Here is a 25,808-nt window from a genome sequence, read left to right on the forward strand (position 1 = left end):
GATTGTCTTTATATAGATGCCAGTGTCAGCTACTCGGATGAAATTCATTTAGTTGTCTTTTCTCATCTACCTTACCACTTTCTTGAACGGATACCATTAGCCATTCCCCTGAATAGATACAACAAATGTTGTATCTTTATCACTTCACATACATTATTCCATATACTATATGAACAACTGAAAAAAAACTTCAGTTAATTGACAATGAATCACGTTATTTTGTCAAATGCGCTGCTATCGCCAAACCATAGCTTAGCTTGAGTGGCTGAGGAGGGATTTGAACCCCCGACCAAGAGATTATGATCCTCCTGCTCTACCACTGAGCTACTCAGCCTCATTAAAAACCTTGCTATATATATGATCTACATGTTTCGTATAATACTTCAAATCAAACAAAGATTCAAGTTTTTTAGAGTTAATAACTTCAAGTAAGGATTTATCTTGTTTCAGTTCGGCCAGAAAATCACTATTGTTTTGTTTCACTTTCATTGCATTGCTCTGAACAATTTTATACGCCTCTTCCCTCGCCAAACCACTATTTACCAACTCGAGTAATACTCGTTGTGAAAAAACCAAGCCTTTTGAAGAATTTAAGTTCTTTTCAATGTTTTCCTTATTGATCACCAATTTATCTATCAAATCTGTTAATCGTACTAAAGCAAAATCCATTGCTATACAAGCATCAGGAGCAATGCATCTTTCCACAGACGAGTGCGATATATCTCGTTCGTGCCATAATGCAACATTTTCTAATGCAGGAAAAACATAGCTGCGTATTAAGCGTGAGAGCCCAGTCAAATTCTCACTTAAAATAGGATTACACTTATGCGGCATAGCAGAACTTCCCTTCTGACCAGTGGAAAAATACTCAGAAATTTCTCCAACTTCAGTTCTTTGCAAGTGACGTATTTCAACGGCAATATTCTCTATTGAACTTGCAATCACTCCTAAAACTGAAAAGAATATTGCGTGTCTATCACGAGGAATGACTTGAGACGATATGGTTTCAGGTATAAGTCCCATTTCTTTCGCTACATACTCTTCAACAAACGGATCAACATTTGAAAAATTACCTACTGCACCTGATATTTTACAAATCGAGATCTCTGTTTTCGCGCTAATTAATCTCTGATAATTGCGTTTAAATTCAGCATAAAATCTAGCAAATTTTAATCCAAGAGTTGTTGATTCTGCATGCATTCCATGACTGCGCCCAACACAAACAATATTTTTATAGTCCTCAGCCTTTTTTTTTAGTGCTGAAAGTATATTTTTTAAATTTTCGAGCAAAATATCACATGATTCCTTTAACTGAACCGCAAGGCATGTATCTAAAACGTCAGAACTTGTCATTCCATAATGAAGATAACGAACATCAACTCCCGCTTCTTCAGCAACATATGTTAAAAAAGCTATAACATCATGTTTTACAATGGATTCAATTTCGTTAATACGTTCAATATCAAATTCAATAACATCAGAGAGCTTCTGAGCAACACTATTTGGAATCACTCCTAACTCTGCTTGAGCTTCACACGCTAATTTTTCTATTTTGAGCCATATATTAAACTTATTTTTTTCTTCCCAAATGGAAGACATTTCTTTGCGGCTATAGCGTGGGATCATTAGATGATCCCTGTCTTATCTTTGAACATGCTAGACCCCAGTGTGTAACACTGGGACGACAGAAAAAAAAAGCACTGGAATGACAAGAGTAGTTGAAATATTTTATTCACTGCTATTCGTTATTTGTATCTTCTTGTTGCTCAGATTTCTGATTTTGCAACTTTACTTGCCTCAATTCATGTGCATCTTTTTCAGATCTTACAACGTATATAGTAATTGGAACTATCACTTTACTATGTAATTCTATATTTACTTGATACTCGCCCAAATTTTTGATACTTATTCCACAAAAAGATAAACTATGATGACTTATATCATATCCTTCTTGTAATAAAGTTTTTGCAATTTTACGTGTGGTTACAGAGCCAAAAATCTTTCCATCCTCTGAAGCTTGCTTTATTAATATAATAAATTTATCATGCAGTGATGATGCAAGCACTTTTGCTGCATTTAATTTTTTGATATTTTCTTCTTCCAATAATAAACGCTGTTCCTCTAACTTTATTAAATTTTCCTTAGTGGCTTTCATCGCCTTTTTTTGTGGAAAAAGAAAATTACGGGCATAACCTGGCTTAACTTTGACAACTTCACCAAGCTTACCTAAAGTTGTTATATTTTCCTTTAAAATTATTAACATAAATTACCTAACTTTTTTAGTACAGTAAGGAGCAAGAGCTAAAAAGCGTGCTCTTATAATTGCTAAGCGCAACTTTCTTTGTTTTCTTGCGCACACACCTGTTAACCTTCTAGGTAATATTCTACCATAGTCAGAGGTGAATTTGGACAATAAATCTATATTCTTATAGTCTATGTCCTCATCTTTAGATGCAGTAAGAGGACAGACCTTAGGACGCCTAAAGCCAGTTCTGTTATTTACAGACACGTAAGAATTATTAAAACTATTTCGTCTTTTCATCATTATGCACTTTTCTCCTCAATTTGTTTATCCAGCATGTAAGATTTACCTTTAAAAAACTCATTAACCCGTACAGACAAGTGGCGAATAATATTCTCATTCAGTTTTACTTTACGCTCAAATTCATCCATAATGCTTGAAGTAAAACTTATACACATCATACAGTAATGACCACTTTTCATCTTATTTATTGGGTATGCAAAATCCAATAGACCCCAATATTCATATTTTATCAATCCTGAAGCTTCAATATTTTTCAAAAGCACTTCCAGCGTTTTACTCAATTGATTTGAGTCTACTATTTTTAAACTTTTTAAAACCTCTTGAAGGGGCTTTATTAGATGTTGTGAAATATTTTCCTTAAAAGCATTTACTACATTATAGATAAATGCACTTTTAGTGTTAGCTCCTGGAAGGTCCATAAAATTTTGTTTTATTCCCGTATCACTTAGTTCATTTTTCAATTCTTTATCGATTCTTGACTTTATTTCTTTTAAATTTGAAAAATCTTCTTCCAATTCAACCCATAAAATTTTTGTCAGAGTTTCCAAAAAATCAGAGTAAACAATCAGACTTTTTTTAATGCTTTCAGTACTTGCCTCTAGCTCTTGTTTTGTAACTGTGCTATGTTCTCTTTCTATGAGACCTTTAAACTCCTGAGAAATAACATCTGCTTTAATATTTTTTAACAAAATAGCCAATTCTTGGACCATTTCTTCTACTTCTTGCTGCAATAAGTTCGGTTGTGCTATAAAAGTAAATTCATAGAGATTCACTATATCTTCCTTTAATATCAATTAAACACTTTATTATATAAAACTTTTTTATATAAGCAAGTTATTTGTATTAATTTCTACGCCTTCAATCCAACTTAAGTGAGATATTTCATAAATAGCTTGGGGGGTGATTGAATATGTACCTGGCAACAAGATGCTGACTTTATGTTTTTTGAGAAGAAACTTTAGCATTATTTTGGTTTTGCCTCCATTTTTCAACACTGAATTCAACTCCTCAGCAACTTTTTGCGAGTCTGCACATACAGCAGTTAAAACTAATCCTTTCATTAGAGAAGTAACCTTTTCTGTAAATTCAGATATGTCCTTTCCTGATAGTCTCGTTGTGTTTTCTGAAATTTCAAGATCAATTATCACAAATGCTCCAGGTGAAAATAGATTCCTTTTTTCTTCTATTATTTCATTATTGTAGAATGCTATTTCAGAAACATTGTGGGGATCAGAAAGTGTTAGGATAACAAATCTTCCACGTTCTGAGGTTCTCATACGCACATTTAATATTACACCAGCAGTTTTTATCGTCTTACTCTCTCCGATAAACCCAATATTTAATTTTTTCAAGAGAGTTCTAAACTTTTCAAGTGGATGATTAGTTAAGTAAAATCCCAATGAAAATAACTCATGCTCTAATTTTTCCTCTTCATTAAAATCTTCCACGTTCTCAAGTTTTGGCTTCAGAATATCAAGATTACCAAATAAAGCAGCTTGATTTGACTGCCTATTTTTATTTGCAAAGTAAATCAATGTGTCTATTGACTCGTATAACTGCTTTCTATTTTTGTGCACACTATCGAATGTTCCAGATTTAATTAAACTTTCTAATGCCCTTTTATTTATTATATGCCCCAAATTTTGAATGAATTCCCATATGTCCTTATAAGAACTTGAGCGTGCATTTACTATTCCTTCTGCTATAGCAAAACCAACATTACGCAAAGCAGCAATTCCGTAGCGTATGTGCTCACCCTCTATTGAAAATTCAGCCTTAGATTTGCTGATATCAGGCGAAAGAACAGCAACTCCACTGAATTTTGCAGCATGATAAAACAAATTCAGTTTGTCTCTATCATCAATGTTGAGATTCATCAAGGCCGTAAAAAATTCTAGCGGGTAGTTAGCCTTAAGGTAAGCTGTTTGGTAAGATATAATCGCATATGCTGCAGCGTGGGATTTATTAAATCCATAACCAGCAAATTTTGCAACAAGATCAAAAATATAACTTGCCCTGTCGTAATCAACACCGTTTTTTGTTGCTCCTTGAACAAAAAGTTCACGTTGTTTATCCATCTCTGCCTTAATTTTCTTACCCATGGCACGTCTGAGTAAATCCGCCTCTGCTAAGCTATATCCAGAGAGAATACGCGCTATTTCCATTACCTGTTCTTGGTAGATTATTACTCCGAATGTTTCTTTTAACACCTCCTCAAGCAATGGATGAATGTAATCTGGCTTTTCAAGTCCATGCTTTCTTGCAACATAAGTTGGAATGTTATCCATAGGCCCTGGGCGATAAAGAGAAATTAAAGCGATGATATCTTCAATGCAGTCTGGTTTTAGTTTGATTAAAGCTTCTCTCATTCCCGAACTTTCAAGCTGAAACACTCCGATTGAATCACCTCTTGAGAGCATTTCATAGGTTCTTTGATCAATCAAAGAAACCGAGGAAATATCAATTTTTTTTTCATCACGATTAATTAAACGACATACATGATCTATTAGTGTTAGCGTACCAAGTCCAAGAAAATCAAATTTTATTAACCCAGCTTTCTCTACATATTTCATGCTGTATTGAGTGATTGGCAGAGCCGAATTTGGATCATAATAGACGGGAACAAAATTTTCTAATTTTTGATCGCATATTACAATTCCAGCAGCATGAGTTGAAACGTGACGATATATTCCTTCGAGCTTTAGTGATATATCAAGAAGCTTTGCAATTACCTCATCACTATCTCGTTCTTTCTGTAGGTTTTGATCAAGCTCTATCGCTTGCGATAAAGTTACAGGATTTACTGGATTAAATGGAACCATTTTAGATATTTTATCCACTTGAGAGTAAGGCATTTGCAATACTCTACCAACATCACGCAATACTGCCCTTGCTTGCAATTTTCCAAAAGTGATTATTTGAGCAACATAACCGTACTTTTTCTGAACATAATCAATAACCAGGTCCCTTTTCTCTTGGCAGAAATCGATATCAAAGTCAGGCATCGATACACGATCAGGATTTAAAAATCTTTCAAAGATCAGACCAAACTTTATTGGATCAAGATCTGTAATTTGTAAGCTCCAAGCAACAATCGATCCAGCACCAGAACCTCTTCCCGGTCCAACTGGAATGCCATTTGCTTTGCTCCAACGAATGAAATCAGAAACTATCAAAAAGTAGCCAGCGTAGTTCATCGAAGTTATTACGCTTAGTTCGTAATTCAGCCGATCGTAGTATTGTTTAAGGTCTATGTCCGTTTCATTTGCAATGCGGAATTCTAATCCTGCAACTGCCTGCTCCCTCAGTTCTTCATTCTCAGTTTTATTTTCTCGACAAGGAAATTTAGGCAAGATAGGCTGCCTGCTTCTTGGCATGTAAGAGCACCGCTTAGCTATCACTAAAGTGTTATAAATTGCTTCGGGAATGTCGCTGAACAGTTCCTCCATTTCTTCCACAGATTTGAAATAATGTTCAGTAGTTAGCTTCTTTCTGTTATTCTCGAGAGCATAACTGCCCTCCGATATGCACGTTAATATATCATAAGCTTCATAATCAGATCTATTTGAAAAAAACACATCATTCGTTGCAACTAGTGGTATATTGCGCTGATAAGCAAAATCTATTAAAGCTTCTTCAAGCTCTAGCTCTTTATTCAGCCCATGACGCTGCAATTCAACATATAAATGACCATCGAATGCTGAGAGCAGTCTTTTTATCGTTTCTTTATCTTGCTTCAATAACAGTTGAGCCAATATGCCGTCATATCCACCAGTTAAGGCGATTAGGCCTGAACTTAAATTTAATAGCTCATCAAAATCAACGTAAGGAATATCGCTGTTATTCTTGCGCTTTTTAAAAGACTCACTCACCAAGGTGACTAAATTAGTGTACCCTTGTTCATTTTTTGCAAGTAGGAGTATTGATAAATTTTGTTCTAAGTGTCGAACGATAATATTGCATCCTATTATTAGCTGTATTCCCCTACTTGCTGCATATTCTGCAAATTCAAGTGAGCCAAATAAGTTACCTGAGTCAGTAACTGCAACTGCCGGCATTTTGTTCTGCAAACAAAGACCAATCAGCTCCTCAATTTTAACCGAACTCTCAAGCAGAGAATAAACGCTATGAACACGCAAGTGTATGAACATAAAAAACTTTAGATTAGCAATAAAAGGATAACATTAATTTGCTCGTAGGGATATGAAAAGGTCTAACACTGAAATAACACCAAAGAGGCTATTTGAATCTAATTTACTATTCACAATCCCGGTTATTAGCTTGTTTTAATTGACTTTTTATCATAATCATGTAATAATTAAACATATAGTTTAATATTGAAGGTAAAATCATGACAGGAGAATATGAATTACTGAAAAAAGTACTAAGTACGATTGAGTTTAAGGAAGGCTTAAATAAAGATAATATAATTAAGGAATTAAAAACCAAACTAGAGAAACAGGATCAAGGTCTATATAAAGAGTGGGAGAAAGATGAATTTGATGTAAATCATGGATTTAGCTTAAATATTTCAGGGATAGAGTACTCAAAGCTTCCATTATTAATAATAGCTGCTCGGAATGGTTACACAAAGACAGTAGAGGTTTTACTCGGAGTAGGAGCAGATATTAATGAGAAAGATAGTTTTAGTTGCACTGCTTTGTGCCATGCTGCTTTGTTTGGTCGCAAAGAGATAGTAGAGTTTTTAATCTCAAAAGGAGCAGATGTTAATGCGAAAGGTATTTTTGGGTGCACTGTTTTGCACAATGCTGCTTTGTGTGGTTGCAAAGAGATAGTAGAGTTTTTAACCTCAAAAGGAGCAGATGTTGATGCGAAAGATGTTTTTGGGCGCACTGCTTTGCACTATGCTGCTTTGTGTGGTCGCAAAGAGATAGTAGAGTTTTTAATCTCAAAAAAAGCAGATGTTGATGCGAAAGATGTTTTTGGGCGCACTGCTTTGCACTATGCTGCTTTGTGTGGTCGCAAAGAGATAGTAGAGTTTTTAATCTCAAAAAAAGCAGATGTTGATGCGAAAGATAGTTCGAATCGCACTGCTTTGCACTATGCTGCTTTTGATGATCACACAAATATAACAAAGTCTTTATTAAGAATAGGAGCAGATTTTGATGTAGACGAACCTCTTCTTTATGCTGCTTTTGATGATCACACAAAGATAATAAAGGCTTTATTAAGAATAGGAGCAGATTTTGATGTAGACGAACCTCTTCTTTTACATAATGATGATAAGAATGGTCGCGTCGGTATAGTAGGGATTTTATTACAAGAAGGAACAAATGTTAATGCAGTAGATAAATATGGAAAGACTCCTTTACATCATGCTGCTAAGAATGGTCACGTAGATATAGTAAATGCTTTAATCAAAGCAGGAGCAGATGTTAATGCAGTAGATAAATATGGAAAGACTCCTTTAGATTATGCTAAGAATCAAGACGTAGTAAAAGCTCTATTAGACGCAGGAGGACGTTCTTTTGTGAAAGCACGTAATAAGGCAATGATTGCTGGTGGAGTGAATACATTATTAGGCACTGCTATAGCAGTGGCACTTTTTACAACTGGAATAATTACAGCTGAGTTGATACCTATCGTTATAGCAGTGGTTGCAGTTACAGCAGCAGCACTGGTAGTTGGTTGTGCTACATATGAATTACTAAAGCCTAGTACTAAAGTTGATGGAGCAGAGAAATCATCTGCCGCCTTAATAAATGGACAGCAGGGAGTTACTAGCATTCCTTCATAGTAGAGCGCGTGACGCAGGTTCCTGGATCCCAGTGTCTGGGCATTGGGATGACAACGAAGGGGCTGCTTGAATAACAACGAAGGGTTATTTGGATAATAGCCGTACTTGATCTGGATTCCAGTGTCTAGGCACTGGGATGACAAGGGGGATACTAGGATGACAACGAAGGTGCTTGAATGAAAGGAGTGTGAGATAAAGCTACTTGTATAACTGTTGCACATCCATAAACTCCTTCTCGTCTTGAACGCTAATGGTAGCGTGAGTGTTGAAAGGTAAAGGGTCATTTATATGTCCATGACCTACCCCTTTCATTGTAAATACAGGAAAGTTAACACTCTTTGCAAACCTTTCTTTTACAATTTCAACAAGATTATCATTATAACAGTTAACAAAGTCACCGAATATTACTGCATGTACTCCATCAAAAATATGAGCTTGTTTTAGGTGATCTAGACTGCGCTCAATTGAATATGGATAAACTCTTATGTCTTCTAAAAATAGAATTTTGTTTTTTGCGTTTATTTGCCAAGCAGTTCCTATACTGTTTTCAACCAAAGTCATATTACCACCGATGATTTTAGACTCTAATCTGCCATTTTTTAGTCTAACTCCATTATTTATCATCTTTAAGTTGTCAAATCTGATAGAGTTGCGTTGGTTAAGAATTAATTCTTTTAATTTTTTAACAGAGCTTTCAGCAACAGAGTTATTTACTATCATTTCCAACATGGTGCCGTGGAGGGTTTGCCAGTCGTATTTAACTTGCAGATAAATATGTAAAGCAGTGATATCACTATAGCCTATAAGAATTTTTTTATTTTGAGCAATTCTTTCTTTTTTATCATTGGGTAACTTTTCTAGATAGGGAATTAGCCGAGAAGCCCCTTCTCCTCCTCTGATACACCAAATTATTTTGCTATCATCAGTGAGCGCATTAACCAAATCATTCGCTCTAAACTCATCAGAGTTAGAATAAAATGGGTTGTCATTACTGTATATTTTCTCCGAAATGTGAGGATTAAAACCTAAAGTTTTTACGTATTCTCTTATAGTAGGCAGATCTGATTCTTTTCCTTTCGAAGAAGGAGCAATAATATCAACTTGATTGATTGTGTGTGCAGGATTAGTGAGTAAAAGGCATAGAAAATAAAGAATAAAGGAATACATTAAAATATCTTATGAAACTCTTGCTTTAATATATCATCTAATTCGCAAAGAGAAACTTTTACTCCTAGTTTTTCCATTGATGTAACGCCGTAATCTTTTAGTCCACAAGGAATAATACCCTTATAGTGGGAAAGGTTTGGAGAGACATTAAGTGCTATGCCATGATAAGTTACCCATTTTCTCAAGCGAATGCCAAAAGCTGCTATTTTTTCTTCTACTCCGTTGTTGTTCACCCAAATGCCTATTCTATCTTCCTTAAATTCCCCAAGTATATTAAAGTGTTTTAAAACATTTATGATCCAATTACTTAGGTCTCTGATATATAGTTTTATGTCACATTTGTTTCTTTTTTTAAGATTTAGCATTAAATATATAATGCGCTGCCCTGGTCCGTGATATGTATATTTACCACCCCTACCTGTTTTATATATAGGAAATAATTTTTCAATAATGTCATCATCTGTTGCACTGATTCCTGCAGTATAAAGTGGAGGGTGCTGGAGCAGCCATACTAGCTCGTCAGATAAATTATTGTAAATTTGTTGAATTTTTGCTTCCATGAATTCTACAGCATTGTTATAATCAATAAGTTGGTTAGATATTAGCCATTCCGTCATATTCAATTTCTTTAGGTCTATCAATGTCATTCCAGTCTGGAATCCAGAAATTTGATTGTAGATAGCACACTGAACTGGTAAGCATAGCTGTTTTACGCTAAAAGGAACGTATTTGACTAAATTGTATAAAAAGATGGATCCTAGTGTCAAGCTACTTGGATGACAAATATGGGCTACTTGAATGGCACTATCGCAAACGAACTAGTGTCAGCTACTCAGATGACATCATTCTTGTAACACTAATTGATATAATTCAACTACAATTTTAAATTTTTAACAAAATTTTCAGGAGGCACATATGAATTTTAACATTTTTCAAAGAAAGAAAAGCAGTGAATACTCTGCTTTGCAACTAATGATGGAACCAAGTTGGAGTAGGCGCGATTATGCAAGTTTTGCTGAGGAAGGCTACATAAAAAATGTCATTGCCTTCGAGCAATTAATATGATCGCAAGTGCTGCATCTGCGGTACCTTTTACTCTCTGTCAGATTACTGACCAGGGAAAATCACAACTAAAAGCGCATCCATTACTGAAGTTACTTTATTCTCCTAATCCAATGACATCAAAATCGGAATTTATTGAGGGGATTGTGACTTATCGATTAGTTAACGGCAATTCTTATATATTGATGATTGAGCCGCAGAACAAACCAACAGAGCTTTATCTTCTGCGCCCTGATAGAGTTGAAATTATTCCAGGGAGAAGTAACGTTCCTTATGCCTATCGTTATACCGTAAATAACAACAGTTATGACTTTAAAGTTGATAAATTGACTGGGCGTTCAACAGTACTGCATCTTAAAACCTTTAACCCTTTGAATGATTGGTATGGACTTTCACCAATTGAGGCAGCTGCATATAGTATAGATCAGCATAATCAGGCTGGTGCTTGGAATCAGGCAATGCTGCAAAATGGAGCAAGACCAAGTGGTGCAATAGTTGTAAAATCAGAAAAGGATGGAAGTGGTGGAAACTTAAGTCAAGAGCAATATCAACGCTTAAAAGCACAGATAAATGATCATTACTCAGGTCCTGTCAATGCTGGAAGACCTATATTGCTTGAAGGGGGCCTAGAGTGGAAGGAAATGAGCTTATCACCGAGGGATATGGATTTTATTGAGTCAAAACATAGCTCAGCTCGTGATATTGCGCTAGCTTTTGGCGTTCCGCCTCAGTTGCTTGGCATACCAGGTGATAACACTTACAGTAATTTAGTTGAAGCACGTCTTTCCCTTTGGGAACAGACGATTTTACCAACGCTAGAAAATATTATCTGTCACCTAAATTCTTGGCTAGTGCCAAAATTTGGTAAGGATTTATGTTTGTCATACGACAAAGATGCAATAGAAATTCTAATGGAAAAAAGACAAAAGATGTGGAAATACGTGGAAAATGCAAGCTTCATGACGCTCAATGAAAAAAGAGAGGCTTTTGGCTTGCAACCGTTACCCGGTGGTGATAAATTGGGTTGATATTATTTTTTTTGCATATTAAATTAACTACAATGAAATTGTGGGGTAAATTATGAATGAAAGGGAACAAAGAGAATTGGATGAACTATTAATGAATTCTTCTAAAGGAGAGAATATACAGCAGATTACGGAGTTGATAGAAGCTGGAGCAAATATTAATGCAGTAACAACTGTGCAAAAGGAGACTCCTTTACATATTGCAGTTAGGTATGGTCATAAGGAAGTAGCAGAATTGCTGCTTGATAGAGGAGCAAATGTTAATGCAGTAGAAAGGCGAAAGTGGACTCCTTTACATACTGCAGTTAAAAGTGGCAAGATGGAGGTAGCAGAATTGCTGCTTGATAGAGGAGCAAATGTTAATGCAGTAGATAATCTGGATATGACTCCTTTACATTTTGCACTTAAGTATAATCGGGAGGAATTAGTAAGGTTGTTGCTTGATAGAGGAGCAAATGTTAATGCAGTAGACAAGAAAGGAAGGACCCCTTTATCTATTGTAGCTAGTGATGATTACCAAATAGGGTATTGCGATAAACCGATGGTAGTAAGAACTATAATTGCATATGCTGTGGTACATAGTGGTATCACAACGAAACCAGAGTGTATTGTCAAAAATAGTGAATTGTCCGAATTCTGGGATGATTATCAGAATGAGATGATGAACGTCAAGCTTAGTAACAGCACTATATCATTATATCAGTTCCTGCGAGAGACTGATGAGAATAAATTAGCAGGTTATTTGTCTGATAGAGAATATGATGAAATAAGATGTTCTGACGAATTGGAATATATATCAGAATTTCCTGAACACGCTGATACAATAGTAAGCCAATTTGATAAGGCATCGGACAGAAGGGATTTATTAGATAAAAGTAAAGCAGCTATAGAGAATTCTAATTTGTGGGTGTTACATCAAGTTTTTGACGAAGTAACTTATCACTTAACAGATAAAGAGTTAAAGAACATTATAGAGGCATTTCCAAGTCAGAATTTGGATAATCCAAGTGCTGAACAACTTCAAGCAGCTGCTCAAGCTCATAATTAGAGTAATGTACACAGGCCTATGCTCATTATAAAAGGAGAAACTTTTACCGTTACCCGGTGGTGATAAGTTGAATTGATATTTATATAGTGTAGATATTTATACTAAGCTGTAATAAATAGAGGGTATTTTATGTATCAAGAACAAGAAAATTTTACTCTTCCTCATATAGAATTGTTATCGACATGCAAAGCGAATGTTAATGCAGCAGATCATAAGGGTGCTACTCCCTTACATTATGCTGCTTGCGGAAACCGCTTAGAGGAAATGAAATTATTGCTTAAAAACGGAGCGAGTGTTAATGCAGTAGATCATAATGGCGCTACTCCCTTACATTATGCTGCTTGCGGAAACCGCTTAGAGGAAATGAAATTATTGCTTAAAAACGGAGCAAATGTTAATGCAGTGGACAATTCTGGTTTTACTTCTTTGCATTTGTCTGTTTGTGAAGGCTACAGGGAGATAACACAGTTATTGCTTGGAGATACAGAAAGTCCAAGCACAAGCTGCAGCGACGCAAGCATTGAGAATGTACAAACAATCAATCAGTTTTATCATTGGTGAGAGTAGAACATCTTTTACTAAGGTCTAACTTAAAGATAGATGGTCCCTTAAATCCTACATCTAAATGAGTTAACTATTTTTCTTGCTAACTAAGGTGTTGTAAATTTGGTCTACATCAAAACTCATCTTAGGGCACCAAATGGGGCCATCTAAGTGTGCCTCGATATAAAGAGGACTATTGTGATTTGGTAGTATGAAAAAGAGTCTGAATATAGAAGTTAAGGAGAAATTAGATAAGATTAAATTAGAAGAGATAGAACCTGATGCTTGATCGATACTAAACTGTGAACTAGTTGAACATACACCACTGTTAATACTTACTTTTCCATTAATATTTTCAAAAAGCGTACTGCCATTATATATATCAACGTAAGCAAGCTTGGAAATTTCAGGTTTATTCTTACTACTTAACAACTTAGTGATGAATGAATTAAAATCCACATTTGTAAACTCTATTTTCTGTGCTTGAAAGTTTACATTTCCTGATAAGTTACTAGCCCAATCATCAAAGCTTGTCCCTTGAGTTTTGATTTCACCACTTAAGCTTATCTTGCCATTTATGTTATTAACTCCTATAACTTCCTTGGTGTCCAAATTTGCAATAGAAAATTTTGTGTGAATTGAGCCTGCTTTTAGATAACCCTGAAAAAACATTTGTCCATGTTCTAGTATGTAACTTATCTGTTTGATAGTGATAGTGTTGTTTCTTATCACTGTATCCAAGTTAAAATCTTTTAAGACGTTTTGCCCAATTTTAAATTCTGTAGTTTTGATTTGCACGTTTGCATCAAAATCTCCTTTCTCATCTAAAAAATTAAGCTGCTTTGTTGACCATTGAATTTGATTTATTTCATTTCTTGAGTTTCTTTCTACCTCTAATAGTTTTGGTAATTTAAAGATATTTCCATTAAATTTATTACCTGTAAGGTTTACGTCTAATAAAGGCTTAGTGTATTTTTGATCCACTAATATTTTTACACTACCGGTAATGTCGAAATTTTCTCCGAATAACTTTATTTTATCTGCAACTAGCTTGTTCTCTTGTATTTTTAATGAAAAATCCAAATCTTCAATTTTTGTACCATTGAATATAGAATCTTTAACACTAGTTCTTATATTTACATCATATTTAAGATTTTTCAGCCATTGCACTTTGCTGAATAATGAATAATCATATTTATCTATATTAATGTTATGTATGCTAAATTTACTATCGATCATATTGTGTTTTTTTGTGTGATTTACCTTAATTGATCCTTGCCAAGATTCTTTGTTATTTAGCAATCTGATATCTGAAAGAGATAATATTCTAGGTGCTAAATATAGTTTAGAACTTGCTGTAAATTGACTTTTCTCTCTTTCTTGCATCTTGATAGAAGGTAAAATATGTGAAATGAACGACTCACCCTTTATCAATATATCACCATTAAATTCAGACAAGTTGCCATTGTTTGAAACTCTTCCTGATAAGCGAGATATATTATTGGTTCCAGGAAATTGAAGAAGAGTATCAACGTTTATTTCGCCATTAGCAAATTTTAGCGTAGCATGAAATTTGTCCAATATCCTGTTTTGATATTGAATATTTGAAGCTTCCATATTAAAATCCAAGCTCAGGTTCTTTGGCACAACCTCTCTAAAAGATTCTAAAAGACCCTTCATATCTGTTGTTTTGTGTGAGCCGTTTTTTAGGTCGACTTTACTAAAACTAATATTGATATTAGTATGATCACTTTTTCTATCATTTTGTATTATACCAGTGCCTTGCATGCTTTTGGACTCAATTTTTAAATCAGTTGCCGTAAACTCGCTTTCATTGAGATTGATATTGGATGATATCTCAATATTTTCGCTGGGAATCACATAAGAAAGGAAGCTAAGATTAATGATTTTTGCTAAATTGCTCACAGAACCGGAACTGTTATTGATTGTCAGTGTTAAATTACCCTGTTGATTTCTATTACCTTTAAATAGCAAATTTGCAAAATTTGAATCAACACTAATGTGTACATTATTTTTTGTGACATTAACCTTTCCAGAAAAATCGTAATTGTTGTCACCAATCTGTACTTCACCAAAAAACTGCTTATTTTTTTTTATAGCAACTTCCTTGATGTTAATAGTATCGGCGTTAAAACTTATTTGGCTGTCCTTTATTAATATATAAACTATATTATCATTGGCTTTCGTATTTATAATATTAAGTAAATTTTCTTTGTTGCTTTTCATGCCCAAAAATGAGATTGACTTTGGTTGCAATGACAATGAAAACAACGATGGCCTTATTTCAATTTTTTTTGCACTAATTAAATCTGATAATTTTTGTTCCTTGTTTTTGTTATATTGTACATATACATTGTGAATAGTAAGTTTTGGAGTAATGAGCGAAACTTCAATTTTTCCTCCAACATGTACTTTAGCATCATACGTCTTCTCTAACTCTTTTACGATATATTCTCTGTAGCCACTCCAATCCTTAAAAGTTGCAGCAACGTGTATGAGAATTAATAGAAACAAGATTGATGATATGGCGTATAAAGAAAGTTTCATAATAGACCTCTCATTCCAGCATCCCTTCTCTTCTTGTCATCCCAGTCTGGGATCCAGGAAATTTGATTAGACATTAAGTTAATTAGCAAAAAAGTAGCTATTCTTATGTTAAAACACAGCATTTTTACATGAGAAGCTGGTCTGATGAGCACTGGGTTCCCAGTGGAAATTGCTCTCAAACCACAACACTCATACAGTTGTGTGTGTGACACTGTGATCCAGTGTGACTTAAATAAGGTTTTCCAGATTATATAATCAACAAAATTTCTGGATCCCAGTGTCAAGCACTGGGATGACAGGAATAGGTGCTGGGATGACAGGAATAGGTTATGGGATGAAAGGAGTGGATATTGGAATAGTAGCTGAAATGACATATAGCAATACAAAGGGTGTAATTTATACATATTTCAAATTATTCAAATTTCCTCTAAAAATTAGGTAAAGAGTGCTAGAATAAATAATAACACTCAAAGCTATTAAAGTTACTAAATAAACAATACGAGCTAGCCCTCTATCGAAAAACAACCCTGCTGATAAGTAATTAGAGAGATAAAGAACTATTGACATAACCAATGTTGCAGTGAGAATTTTTACAATATTTAGTAATAATGCTTGGCTAATCTTATACATCTTATTTATTGTTAAATAATTAATCAATAAAATAGAATTTATCCAAGTGGAAATGGAAGTAGCAATAGCAATTCCTATATGTTGGTATTTGTTCATTAATATGAGATTTAGTATTACATTAATTCCAAGGCACGTTAATGAGAACATAGTTGGTATTTTTAGCTTTCCCCTAGCAAAGAATGTGGGTAGCAATACTTTATTTATAATAAATGCGGGTAAAGAAAGAGAAAATGCTACTAATGTAGGAACAGTTTGCTGCACTGCATAATAATCAAATCGGCCGTAAGAAAAAAGCGTAAGTAAAATTATGTCAGGAATAATGATAAAAGCAGCAGTTATTGGCATAATTAATATTAACCCTATATTAAGGGCCTTGTTCTGTATTTTGACTATATTCTCAGTATCATTTATTCGTTTTGAAATCAGAGGAAGAAGTACTGTACCAATTGCAGTGCCAATTACTCCTTGCGGTAGTTGATTTAGTCTATCGGCATAATATATATAAGAAACTGCATTTGGTATAAAACTCGCCATGATTGTGTCAATCCATACACTTATTTGTATTACACAATTGTTGATAATTGCAGGTATCACACGTTTAAAAAATAATTTTACTTCGTTACTTAATTCTAAACTAAAAGAAAAGAAAGCCTTTAATTTGTATGCACTAAATATTATTAAAAGTAGCTGCAAAATCCCTCCAATCAGGACGGCTATAGAAAGGTTATGAGCCGGTGTTTCAATGTAAGGTAAAAACAAACTGATGATTAAACAGAGGTTCAAAATGATTGGTGAAATAGCTGTTGAAGCAAAATGCTGTTTTACTTGCAACATTCCACCAATAAGTGATGCGATTGACACGAAGATTATGTAGGGCATCATAATTTTCGACAAAGTTACAGTAAAGGTAAATTTATTTTGGTCAAATCCAGGAGTGAAGATTTTGATCATGTAAGGGAAGAAGGTTTGTGTGATAAGGCAAAAAATTACTAGAATAATAAACGTAATGGATATTACACTACTTGCGAAATTAAATGCCTTTTTATTATCATATGACTCTGCAGAGTATAATGGTATGAATGAGGTAGTAAATGCTCCCTCTGCAAAAAACGATCGAAATAAATTAGCAAAGCGAAACGAGGAAAAGAATATATCTGCAAGAGAAGTTGCACCAATAACCGTAGCAATCAATACATCTCTTATTAGCCCTAAAATTCTTGAAATAGCTGTAAAAAAACTAAATGTGAAAATACTTTTAAACATATCACGATTTCAATACGATTAACTATAATGCTAAAAGCATAAATGAAAATGTTTATTCGCTAAACTTAAAACTCTATGCAAAAGTAGGTAGCTTAAATAATTAATTGACTATTTATGCTTGTGTGTTAGATATTTTATACCTTGGCGGGCGTAGCTCAGTTGGTAGAGCGTCAGTTTGTGGTACTGAATGTCGCCAGTTCAATCCTGGTCGCTCGCCCCAGTAAAATTTTCCACTTTACATAAATATAAACATTAGATATTTTTTTACGGCCGTTAGCATTCCTTGTTGCTCTAGTATTTAGATGGCGGAGGGGAAGTTTGCGATTTAGAGTAAAAATGATGCCTATTAATTAGTGATATTAATTAGTGAGAGGGATTGTATGTATATTTGTTTGTTAGCTTATAGTATAGTGTCAGCACTAGGAGTATTAGCTTGTTGGTTAAGTTTTGACACTTCATCACCTTTAGCCATAGGTGGAATTGCTTGTTGTATAGCTCCAGCATTGATTGCGGTTTTTTACGTAGGATGTTTGCTATATAAGTTTTGCAAAAGAGATCCTGTTGGGGAGGATCATGGAAAAGTAGCAAATTTTTTGAGTTTGATGATATCTACAAGCGCTGCAATTGGAGTTACACTTGCTGGAAGCATAGCTGCTATTTTTCCTAATCCAAAAATAGGATTTACATTAATAAGTGGAATGATAGGGCTGATAGCACCGATTTTAGGGTTCTTTGCAACTGTAGCTATAGTGCATTGTGTAGATGAAACAGCAATTAAATCTGCAGTAAGTGCAATTTCGATTACAGATTCTACATATGTCAAAATATCTCAGGAAGAAGAAGTAGATGAATGTATTACCTTTCCGGAAGAAGAAGTTAATAAAAGTATCATCTTTCCCAAAGTTGAAAAAGTTTTTTCTGCGAGAGAGACGGCAGTTTGAGCTAAGTTAGTGTGCAATGTTGTAATCTGTAAAATTTGACATCAATCACTGATAGTTGGAATATTATAGAGTAGGAATTACTCAAGAAGATGCATAAGTACGATGTAGTGGTAGTAGGTGGCGGTCATGCCGGGTGTGAAGCAGCTACAGCTGCAGCTCGCCTTGGTGCAAACACACTACTTATAACTCACAAAATTTCAACTATAGGAGAGATGTCCTGTAATCCAGCAATTGGAGGAGTTGCAAAGGGTGTTGTGGTGAGGGAAGTTGATGCTCTTGATGGAATAATGGGAAGAGCTATCGACCGAGCAAGCATACACTCGGTCGTTTTAAATGGCAGCAGAGGCGCAGCGGTATGGGGCCCACGTGCACAGGCAGACCGAAAATTATACAAAAAAGCAATACAGGAAATTATTCTAAATTATAACAACTTGACAGTAAAAGAAGAGTCAGTTGACGATTTTCTTATCGAAAGTGATAGCAATGGAGAATCTTATATAAAAGCTGTAATAACAGACTCAGGTGAACGTATACTGACAAGCAGAGTTGTTTTGACTACAGGGACTTTTTTACGTGGTGTGATTCATATAGGAGAGCAAACAACTCCTTCTGGAAGAATGGGAGATAAACCTGCAATAGAGCTTGCAAATACGCTAAAGAAGTATGATTTTAAACTGGGCAGATTACGTACCGGAACTCCACCGAGGCTTGATCGTGGCACTATAAACTGGTCGGTATTACAAGAACAAGTGGGTGACAATCCACCTACACCATTTTCTTATCTTACAGAGAAAATTAACCAGCCTCAGGTTTCATGTTTTATTACTCATACTAATGAACATACACACAAAGTAATTCGAGAGAATCTTCACAGATCAGCTTCTTCATATTTAGATAACGTTATTGCACCAAGATACTGCCCATCAATTGAAACTAAAGTTAAAAAATTTGCAGAAAAAAATAATCACCAAATATTTCTAGAACCAGAAGGGATTAATGATAACACTATATATCCAAATGGAATTTCAAATTCATTGCCCATCGAAGTGCAGTATGAAATGATAAAGAGTATAAAAGGGCTTGAAAATGCAGAAATATTAAGACCTGGATATGCAGTTGAATACGATTATATCGATCCACGAGAGCTATTTCATACTCTCGAAACTAAGAAAGTTAAAGGACTATATTTTGCTGGTCAAATTAATGGTACCACTGGATATGAAGAAGCAGCCGGGCAGGGAATTATTGCCGGAATCAATGCAGCATTCTCTTTATCTCAAAAAAGTTTTGTTCTTCCTCGTACAGACTCATATATCGGTGTAATGATAGACGACTTGGTCACTAAGGGAATTGCTGAGCCTTACAGATTATTCACCTCGCGTGCAGAATATAGACTGGCAATCAGGTCAGATAATGCAGATAGAAGATTGACACAAAAAGGTTATGACATCTCTCTTGTGTCGCATGGGAGATACTCTGTTTTGCAGGGTAAACTTAAATCCATTAAGCAACTTGAGGAGAAATTAGAGAGCCTAACAATTACTCCTGAGCAGCTCAGGTCCTATGGCATTAAAATATCTTATGATGGAATAAGAAAAACAGCATTAAATTTGCTCGGTTATCCAAATATTGACTGGAATAAATTACGAGAAATATGGCCAGAGTTAAACATGGATTCCAGTGTCAGCTACTTGCATAACACCAAAGCACCTCTTCCTGTCATCCAAGTAGCTGACACTGGGCTCCAGTACTTGAATGATGATAGAATGGATGCAGTTGACACTGAAAAAAATGTAGATTCCAGCGTCATGTGCTGGAATAACACTATAACTGATAGCATAGCCAAGAATGAAATATATGAAGCAGTTGCAATTGAAGCAAAATACAAGCCTTATTTAGTAAGACAAGAAGCAGATATGAAGTTTCTACAAGAGGAAGTTAATACTCAAATTCCAACTAATTTCAACTACTCACAGATTAAAGGCTTGTCAACTGAAGTGATAGAAAAGTTGCAGTCAATAAAGCCAGCAACAATTGGTATTGCGAAGCAAATACAAGGTATCACTCCAGCAGCGATAGTTAGCATATTAGTGTACCTTAGGAATAAGAAAACGAAAATAGCTGCTAATTCTGCGTAACATGTCAAAAATCGAAGAATTTCGCTCTTTTATGCACGAAATAAATGTTGATGCATTTATTTTGAATACTAAAGACGAGTATTTAAATGAATATTCAAAAGAGTTAGCAGAGTTATGTGGCTTCACGGGAACAAATGGGCTACTTATCGTTACAAAGAGTAATAAGTGCCCATTTTTTACAGATGGACGCTATATCACACAAGCTCGCAGTCAGCTCGATCAGGGCAGTTTTCGAGTATATAATATACAAGAAGAGGATCCACACAAATGGGTAAAAGCAAACTTAACATTGACTACCTCACTGGGTTACTATCCGCAATATTTTACTATGAAGGACATAAGAAAATATGAAGGCATTTGTAAACTAGTACCATACTTAATTAAAAAAGATAGTAGTCATAAAGCACAAACAATAGTCTCACATGTATCTGGTGAGAGTGGTAAGGATAAATGTGAAAGAGTAGCTAAAAACATAGAGGCTGAAGCAGTGCTTCTGACTGATCCAAATTCAATTTCGTGGTTATTAAATTTAAGAAATGAAAGTGCTGAATATACTCCTTGTATATTGGGTCGTGCTATATTGTATAAAAATGCCAATGTTGATTTATTTATTCAAGATAAAGAACATTCAACTATAGAAGCAAATTTTGATAACCATATAAATGTTTTTGATATTAGTGAGCTAGAAAATTCACTACATAAGTTAAATTTGGTGGTGATAGATCCAAGCACGACTCCAATGAGCATTATGAATGCAATAGATCCCTTGTATAACCATTATTTAAATGAAAAATCAGCTTCGGTGTCATTCCAGTGCTTGACCAGAAATAAAAAAGCATGGATCCCAGTGTCAAGCACTGGGATGACAATAAGTAATGAAAGAGGTCTAATAGAAAATAAGCAGATAATTGAGAAGGAGGATCCTTGTTTGATTCACAAAGCAGTAAAAAATCAAACTGAAATAACTGGAGCTATAAGTGCGCACATCAAAGATGGAGTAGCAGTTATAAATTTTCTATATTGGCTTGAAAACAATATTGACAGTGAAATTACTGAGCTTGAAGCTGAAGAAAAAGTTTTAGAATACAGAAAAGAGCAGAATTTGTTTAAGCAACCGAGTTTTCCAACAATTTCAGCATTCAACGAGAATGGAGCAATCATTCATTACCGTGCAAGCAATAAGACAAATAAAGTCATTCAAGAAGATGGGCTGTATTTAATTGACTCTGGTGGTCAGTACCTTGATGGCACAACCGATGTTACAAGAACTATAGCAATTGGTAGTCCAACCAATGAGCAACGAGCTCACTACACAATAGTATTAAAAGCTCACATTGCGATAGCAAGTGCGGTCTTTCCTTCTGGCACTACTGGTGGAGAATTGGACATATTAGCGCGTATACATTTATGGAAATTTGGAATGGATTACATGCACGGTACAGGACATGGAGTAGGAAGTTACCTTTCGGTACACGAAGGACCGCAAGCAATATCAAGAGGAAATAAAGTGGAACTCATTCCAGGCATGATACTTTCTAACGAGCCTGGTTATTATATTCCAGGAAAGTATGGAATAAGAATTGAGAATCTGATGTATATTGAAAGGCGAGAAAACGTCTTTTTAAGCTTTAAACAATTGACCTCTGTTCCTTATGATAAAAAGCTAATAGATATACAAATGCTTACTGAAGATGAAGTTAAATGGATAAATAGCTATCACCAATTTGTTTATAAAAATATAGAAAATGGCATAAAAGATAAGGAATGGTTAAAGAGAGTATGTGAACCTTTAAAATAGTTAATTTGTCATTTAATCAAGTATTAATATAGTTGTTCTTGTATTATTTTTAATTAAAAACAATATATAATATTAGTTTCAAATAGGTGTAATTATGACAGATAAAGTGCAAGATGATGAATTTATGAAGCAGTACATGGATACTTGCAAAGAGCAAATAGAAAAATTGGCAAGCGACCCTAATTTGCTTCAACAGACCTTAAAGCCATTCATGCAAATGTCTCAGCAACTTATGGCTGGTGGTATGCTAGAAGGAAATATGCCTAGCATGATACCTGATATGGGTGGTATGGATATCAACAAGATGATTGCTCAGATGAAGGAAATGTATGATTACATAAAGAGTAATCACAAAGAGCTCATGGGAAAAGATGCTTCACAAATTCAAGAGCTTGATGATTCCAGCAGAAGATTGAGAGGCTTGGTCAAGAAATTGATAGAGAAAATTGAAGCTAAGTAGTATTTATTCATATCAAAGAGCTATAGCAGTAGTGAGGTCTTGTTCCTCAAATTTAGTATTACCATAAAGTTAAATATAAACATAAAGGGATGAAGAGATGATTGAACTTAAAAGCCAAGAAATTTGTCCAAATGGAAATAAGAAAAATTTGATTATTTTTTTTCATGGTTGGGGCTCAAGTGGCGATAATTTCGTGCATCTTGCTAAAGTTATGAGCAAGTTTTTGCCTGATTCATGTTTTGTGGTACCGAATGCTCCGTTTGAGAGGGAAATAGGTGATGGTTATCAGTGGTTTAGTTTAGAGGATCGTAGTGAAGAAGCACTATATAATGGGGTGAAAAATGCTGCATCAATTGTAAATCATTTTATTGATACAAAATTAAAGGAGCTTAATTTAAAAGATACTCAGCTTTCTTTAGTTGGATTTTCTCAAGGGGCAATGCTTGCAATACATGTGGCTCTTACCCGGCTTCAGTCTTGTGCGTCAGTTGTTGCGTATTCTGGTAGATTTCTTTCGCCTTCAAAAACTGCACCGCAGATAAAATCAAAACCCAACATATGTATTATTCATGGTGACGCTGATGATGTGGTACCTTTTTCGTCCCTTGATTTAGCGGTTAAAGCTCTGAAAGAAAATGGAGTAAACGCTCAAGGATACCCAATTCATGGATTAGGCCATATTATTAATGAAGAAGGAATAAGGTTAGGGGTTGAGTTTATCAAGAAGAATTTTGGAAATTAATTTCCATGCACTTGTTTTGCTTTGGTTACGGATATGTAGCCAAATTTCTATCGAAAAAATTGCTAAATTTAGGCTGGAAAGTTAACGGTACATCAAGAAATAAAGATATACAACTTTTTGATTATGAAAAGGTTGATCAAGATCTGCTTAAAAGCGTAACGCATGTTTTAGTTTCTATTCCTCCAGACGGCGATGATGTTATGGAGAGATACGGTCATTGTCTGGAGAATATTAAATGGCTTGGTTATCTGTCTGCAACTAATGTTTATGGTGACCACTGTGGTAATTGGGTGAATGAGGAATCTGAAACAAAGCCTATAGAAATTAGAGGAGAAAAGCGCCTTGAGTCTGAAAAGAAGTGGCTAAGTAGCAAATTGCCTGTACATATTTTTCGTTTGGCTGGGATATATGGTCCTGGTAGAAATGCGCTAATTGACCTGCAGCTTGGCAAAGCAAGAAATGTGAAAAAAATTTTTTCTCGTGTTCATGTTGAAGATATATCGAATATTTTATTTTCTTCCATGCAAAATATAAAGCCTTATGAGATATACAATTGTGCAGATGATTTACCTGCTACGCAATCTGAAGTGGTCACGTATGCAGCCGAGCTTCTCAATATTAGCCCTCCAGAGCCAGTTGAGATTTCTTCCGTACCAAATTATGCACGGGGTTTTTATTTAGGGTCAAAAAAAGTAAGCAATACTAAAATTAAAAAAGATCTTGGTGTCTCTCTAGTTTATCCTGATTACAAGGTGGGTTTAAAGAGTTTGTATATATCAGAATAGAGAAAATAGATTGCCAGATGCAAAAATTTTTCTTGAATGTTCCTTGTTTTGATGTAATACCACTAGGCATACTATTATATAGAGGTAAATATGTTCAGCACTCAATCGCTCCCGGTTGAAAATATTCTATTACATCAAGCCGCTTATAATGGTAACATAAATGAAGTTAGGTTATTACTTAATGTAAAAACTGATATCAATATCAAGGATAAAAAAGGATTTACAGCCTTGCATTTTGCTGTTTATTCAGGACATTTAGACGTAGTAAAGTTACTAATCAGTAAAGAAGCTAATATTCATGCAAGAACTACTAAAGGCAGTACAGTTTTACACTTTGCTGTTGTAGCTAAAAGCAAAGCTATAGTAGAGGAGTTAATTAAAGCGGGAGCTGATCCCAATATAAAAGACTGTACTGATGGTAAGACACCTTTACATATTGCTGCTCAAAATGGACTTGTAGAAGTTGTAAAGGTGTTACTTAATACTCAAGAAATTGAGATTGATGCTAAAGACAATGAATTTGGTATAACAGCTCTGTACTTAGCCTCTCAGAACGGACATACTGAAATAGTTGAACTATTAATTAGCACAAAAAATGCTGATGTTAACATAGTAGATGAAAAAAATAATGTCACACCCTTGTATCTAGCTGCTCAGAATGGGCATGCAGCAGTAGTTAAGTTGCTTCTTGATAATGGTGCTAAAGTCAATGGCTGTGATACCAGTATGAATCCTTTGTGTGTAGCTATTGATAATGGCCATGACGAGGTAGCTCAATTATTACTTAGTGTAGAAGGGGTGGATGTCAATATTGGCAATCAGCTTGGCAATACACCTCTACATATAGCAGCTATGAAAGGTAATGAAAAAATGGCAAGATTACTGCTAGAAAAAGGTGCTGATCCTAATATTAAAACCTTTCAGGAGATACTTCCTTACAAGCTGCTGAATACGTAAGAAAAATTAGCTAGCATGATAATCCTCCAAATGTACAAGGAGGATTCTTCGTGTTAGTTGGCTCGAATGGAATATATTCATTTCAGCAATTTTATGAGCAAAAAAAAATTATGGAGCTTTTGGTACAACATATAAAGGACAGCAGACCTAGCTCATCAGTAGATGAAATTGACGTATCTGTTCAGCAGAGTAGCAAAATAAGATAGATGAGAAAACTAGTTTGTGACATTGGCGTCCAGTTAAATTTACATAGATTCCAGTGTCAAGCACTGGAATGACATTATGGAAGCTGTGATGACAAGGAAGGAAGCACTAGAAAGAAATGGGTGTCACGCACTGGGATGACATTATGGGAGCTGAGATACAAGAAAAGAAACA

At 34.9% G+C, this 25,808-nt stretch carries 20 protein-coding genes, 2 tRNA genes and 1 pseudogene; 13 read left to right on the top strand and 10 right to left on the bottom strand.

Features of this window, described 5'->3' with window-relative positions; translation table 11 throughout:
- Positions 1–262: 262 nt before the first annotated feature.
- From OPR44_RS00975 to dnaE, 6 genes are all read right to left on the bottom strand, one after another.
- Positions 263–334: transfer RNA gene (locus OPR44_RS00975), tRNA-Met, on the bottom strand.
- Positions 325–1,626 (bottom strand): adenylosuccinate lyase, encoded by a 1,302-nt coding sequence (gene purB, locus OPR44_RS00980; RefSeq protein WP_264375056.1) that lies wholly within the window; start codon positions 1,624–1,626, stop codon positions 325–327. Before purB ends, OPR44_RS00975 begins: the two co-directional genes overlap by 10 nt.
- A 112-nt stretch (positions 1,627–1,738) precedes the next feature.
- Positions 1,739–2,263: a 50S ribosomal protein L9 gene (gene rplI, locus OPR44_RS00985; RefSeq protein ID WP_265015062.1), complete on the bottom strand. Its 525-nt coding sequence runs from the start codon at positions 2,261–2,263 to the stop codon at positions 1,739–1,741.
- A 3-nt stretch (positions 2,264–2,266) separates the two neighbouring features.
- A complete protein-coding gene (rpsR, locus tag OPR44_RS00990; protein ID WP_010402759.1) occupies positions 2,267–2,545 on the bottom strand; it encodes a 30S ribosomal protein S18 in 279 nt (92 codons plus the stop codon).
- On the bottom strand, positions 2,545–3,318 hold the full coding sequence (rpsF, locus tag OPR44_RS00995; RefSeq protein ID WP_264377443.1) for a 30S ribosomal protein S6: 774 nt from the start codon (positions 3,316–3,318) through the stop codon (positions 2,545–2,547). The genes rpsR and rpsF overlap by 1 nt, the downstream gene beginning before the upstream one ends.
- Positions 3,319–3,366: 48 nt before the next feature.
- Positions 3,367–6,696: a DNA polymerase III subunit alpha gene (dnaE, locus tag OPR44_RS01000; protein ID WP_265015063.1), complete on the bottom strand. Its 3,330-nt coding sequence runs from the start codon at positions 6,694–6,696 to the stop codon at positions 3,367–3,369.
- Between the two features lie 200 nt (positions 6,697–6,896).
- Here dnaE and OPR44_RS01005 point away from each other — a divergent pair, with 200 nt between their 5' ends.
- Positions 6,897–8,303, top strand: coding sequence for an ankyrin repeat domain-containing protein (locus OPR44_RS01005; RefSeq protein ID WP_265015064.1), 1,407 nt, complete (start codon positions 6,897–6,899; stop codon positions 8,301–8,303).
- Positions 8,304–8,501: 198 nt separating this feature from the next.
- On the opposite strand, the gene OPR44_RS01010 is transcribed toward OPR44_RS01005, so the two are convergent.
- Both OPR44_RS01010 and lipB read right to left on the bottom strand, forming a co-directional pair.
- Positions 8,502–9,470, bottom strand: coding sequence for an LD-carboxypeptidase (locus OPR44_RS01010; protein ID WP_265015065.1), 969 nt, complete (start codon positions 9,468–9,470; stop codon positions 8,502–8,504).
- Positions 9,470–10,087 (bottom strand): lipoyl(octanoyl) transferase LipB, encoded by a 618-nt coding sequence (gene lipB, locus OPR44_RS01015; protein ID WP_264685298.1) that lies wholly within the window; start codon positions 10,085–10,087, stop codon positions 9,470–9,472. Before lipB ends, OPR44_RS01010 begins: the two co-directional genes overlap by 1 nt.
- Positions 10,088–10,385: 298 nt before the next feature.
- On the opposite strand from lipB, the pseudogene OPR44_RS01020 reads away from it, so the two are divergent.
- From OPR44_RS01020 to OPR44_RS01030, 3 genes and pseudogenes are all read left to right on the top strand, one after another.
- Positions 10,386–11,560, top strand: a pseudogene (locus OPR44_RS01020) (phage portal protein).
- A 52-nt stretch (positions 11,561–11,612) separates the two neighbouring features.
- Positions 11,613–12,605 (top strand): ankyrin repeat domain-containing protein, encoded by a 993-nt coding sequence (locus OPR44_RS01025; protein WP_264375047.1) that lies wholly within the window; start codon positions 11,613–11,615, stop codon positions 12,603–12,605.
- 129 nt (positions 12,606–12,734) lie between these two features.
- Positions 12,735–13,166 carry an ankyrin repeat domain-containing protein gene (locus OPR44_RS01030; protein ID WP_265015066.1) on the top strand — a complete coding sequence of 144 codons (432 nt, stop codon included), beginning with the start codon at positions 12,735–12,737 and terminating at the stop codon, positions 13,164–13,166.
- Between the two features lie 69 nt (positions 13,167–13,235).
- Here OPR44_RS01030 and OPR44_RS01035 read toward each other — a convergent pair whose 3' ends face one another.
- Positions 13,236–15,716: an AsmA-like C-terminal region-containing protein gene (locus OPR44_RS01035; protein WP_265015067.1), complete on the bottom strand. Its 2,481-nt coding sequence runs from the start codon at positions 15,714–15,716 to the stop codon at positions 13,236–13,238.
- Positions 15,717–16,112: 396 nt separating this feature from the next.
- On the bottom strand, positions 16,113–17,609 hold the full coding sequence (gene murJ / locus OPR44_RS01040) for a murein biosynthesis integral membrane protein MurJ (protein WP_026092648.1): 1,497 nt from the start codon (positions 17,607–17,609) through the stop codon (positions 16,113–16,115).
- Between the two features lie 144 nt (positions 17,610–17,753).
- Here murJ and OPR44_RS01045 point away from each other — a divergent pair.
- From OPR44_RS01045 to OPR44_RS01085, 9 genes are all read left to right on the top strand, one after another.
- Positions 17,754–17,829: transfer RNA gene (locus tag OPR44_RS01045), tRNA-His, on the top strand.
- Positions 17,830–17,989: 160 nt separating this feature from the next.
- Positions 17,990–18,550, top strand: coding sequence for a hypothetical protein (locus OPR44_RS01050; protein ID WP_265015068.1), 561 nt, complete (start codon positions 17,990–17,992; stop codon positions 18,548–18,550).
- Positions 18,551–18,639: 89 nt separating this feature from the next.
- The gene (mnmG, locus tag OPR44_RS01055; RefSeq protein WP_265015069.1) at positions 18,640–20,688 is read left to right on the top strand and encodes a tRNA uridine-5-carboxymethylaminomethyl(34) synthesis enzyme MnmG; all 2,049 of its coding nucleotides are present in this window, start codon (positions 18,640–18,642) and stop codon (positions 20,686–20,688) included.
- A 1-nt stretch (position 20,689) separates the two neighbouring features.
- Positions 20,690–22,486 carry an aminopeptidase P family protein gene (locus tag OPR44_RS01060; protein WP_264377437.1) on the top strand — a complete coding sequence of 599 codons (1,797 nt, stop codon included), beginning with the start codon at positions 20,690–20,692 and terminating at the stop codon, positions 22,484–22,486.
- A gap of 94 nt (positions 22,487–22,580) precedes the next feature.
- Positions 22,581–22,946 (top strand): hypothetical protein, encoded by a 366-nt coding sequence (locus OPR44_RS01065; protein WP_213863964.1) that lies wholly within the window; start codon positions 22,581–22,583, stop codon positions 22,944–22,946.
- 97 nt (positions 22,947–23,043) lie between these two features.
- Positions 23,044–23,688 carry an alpha/beta hydrolase gene (locus OPR44_RS01070; RefSeq protein ID WP_213863965.1) on the top strand — a complete coding sequence of 215 codons (645 nt, stop codon included), beginning with the start codon at positions 23,044–23,046 and terminating at the stop codon, positions 23,686–23,688.
- Positions 23,689–23,693: 5 nt separating this feature from the next.
- Positions 23,694–24,473, top strand: a complete 780-nt coding sequence (locus OPR44_RS01075) for an SDR family oxidoreductase (RefSeq protein WP_213863966.1) — start codon at positions 23,694–23,696, stop codon at positions 24,471–24,473.
- Between the two features lie 90 nt (positions 24,474–24,563).
- Positions 24,564–25,430 carry an ankyrin repeat domain-containing protein gene (locus OPR44_RS01080; protein ID WP_265015070.1) on the top strand — a complete coding sequence of 289 codons (867 nt, stop codon included), beginning with the start codon at positions 24,564–24,566 and terminating at the stop codon, positions 25,428–25,430.
- 50 nt (positions 25,431–25,480) lie between these two features.
- The gene (locus OPR44_RS01085) at positions 25,481–25,636 is read left to right on the top strand and encodes a hypothetical protein (protein ID WP_265015071.1); all 156 of its coding nucleotides are present in this window, start codon (positions 25,481–25,483) and stop codon (positions 25,634–25,636) included.
- The last annotated feature ends 172 nt before the right edge of the window (positions 25,637–25,808 follow it).

Source organism: Wolbachia endosymbiont (group B) of Camptogramma bilineatum, from assembly GCF_947251825.1.
Taxonomy (GTDB): Bacteria; Pseudomonadota; Alphaproteobacteria; order Rickettsiales; family Anaplasmataceae; genus Wolbachia.

What these genes read in the sequence shown, in the direction of transcription:
- purB (WP_264375056.1), bottom strand. Translation starts at nt 1,626, where the DNA reads ATGATCCCACGCTATAGCCGCAAAGAAATGTCTTCCATTTGGGAAGAA.
- rplI (WP_265015062.1), bottom strand. Translation starts at nt 2,263, where the DNA reads ATGTTAATAATTTTAAAGGAAAATATAACAACTTTAGGTAAGCTTGGT.
- rpsR (WP_010402759.1), bottom strand. Translation starts at nt 2,545, where the DNA reads ATGATGAAAAGACGAAATAGTTTTAATAATTCTTACGTGTCTGTAAAT.
- dnaE (WP_265015063.1), bottom strand. Translation starts at nt 6,696, where the DNA reads ATGTTCATACACTTGCGTGTTCATAGCGTTTATTCTCTGCTTGAGAGT.
- OPR44_RS01005 (WP_265015064.1), top strand. Translation starts at nt 6,897, where the DNA reads ATGACAGGAGAATATGAATTACTGAAAAAAGTACTAAGTACGATTGAG.
- OPR44_RS01010 (WP_265015065.1), bottom strand. Translation starts at nt 9,470, where the DNA reads ATGTATTCCTTTATTCTTTATTTTCTATGCCTTTTACTCACTAATCCT.
- lipB (WP_264685298.1), bottom strand. Translation starts at nt 10,087, where the DNA reads ATGACGGAATGGCTAATATCTAACCAACTTATTGATTATAACAATGCT.
- OPR44_RS01025 (WP_264375047.1), top strand. Translation starts at nt 11,613, where the DNA reads ATGAATGAAAGGGAACAAAGAGAATTGGATGAACTATTAATGAATTCT.
- OPR44_RS01030 (WP_265015066.1), top strand. Translation starts at nt 12,735, where the DNA reads ATGTATCAAGAACAAGAAAATTTTACTCTTCCTCATATAGAATTGTTA.
- OPR44_RS01035 (WP_265015067.1), bottom strand. Translation starts at nt 15,716, where the DNA reads ATGAAACTTTCTTTATACGCCATATCATCAATCTTGTTTCTATTAATT.
- murJ (WP_026092648.1), bottom strand. Translation starts at nt 17,609, where the DNA reads ATGTTTAAAAGTATTTTCACATTTAGTTTTTTTACAGCTATTTCAAGA.
- OPR44_RS01050 (WP_265015068.1), top strand. Translation starts at nt 17,990, where the DNA reads ATGTATATTTGTTTGTTAGCTTATAGTATAGTGTCAGCACTAGGAGTA.
- mnmG (WP_265015069.1), top strand. Translation starts at nt 18,640, where the DNA reads ATGCATAAGTACGATGTAGTGGTAGTAGGTGGCGGTCATGCCGGGTGT.
- OPR44_RS01060 (WP_264377437.1), top strand. Translation starts at nt 20,690, where the DNA reads ATGTCAAAAATCGAAGAATTTCGCTCTTTTATGCACGAAATAAATGTT.
- OPR44_RS01065 (WP_213863964.1), top strand. Translation starts at nt 22,581, where the DNA reads ATGACAGATAAAGTGCAAGATGATGAATTTATGAAGCAGTACATGGAT.
- OPR44_RS01070 (WP_213863965.1), top strand. Translation starts at nt 23,044, where the DNA reads ATGATTGAACTTAAAAGCCAAGAAATTTGTCCAAATGGAAATAAGAAA.
- OPR44_RS01075 (WP_213863966.1), top strand. Translation starts at nt 23,694, where the DNA reads ATGCACTTGTTTTGCTTTGGTTACGGATATGTAGCCAAATTTCTATCG.
- OPR44_RS01080 (WP_265015070.1), top strand. Translation starts at nt 24,564, where the DNA reads ATGTTCAGCACTCAATCGCTCCCGGTTGAAAATATTCTATTACATCAA.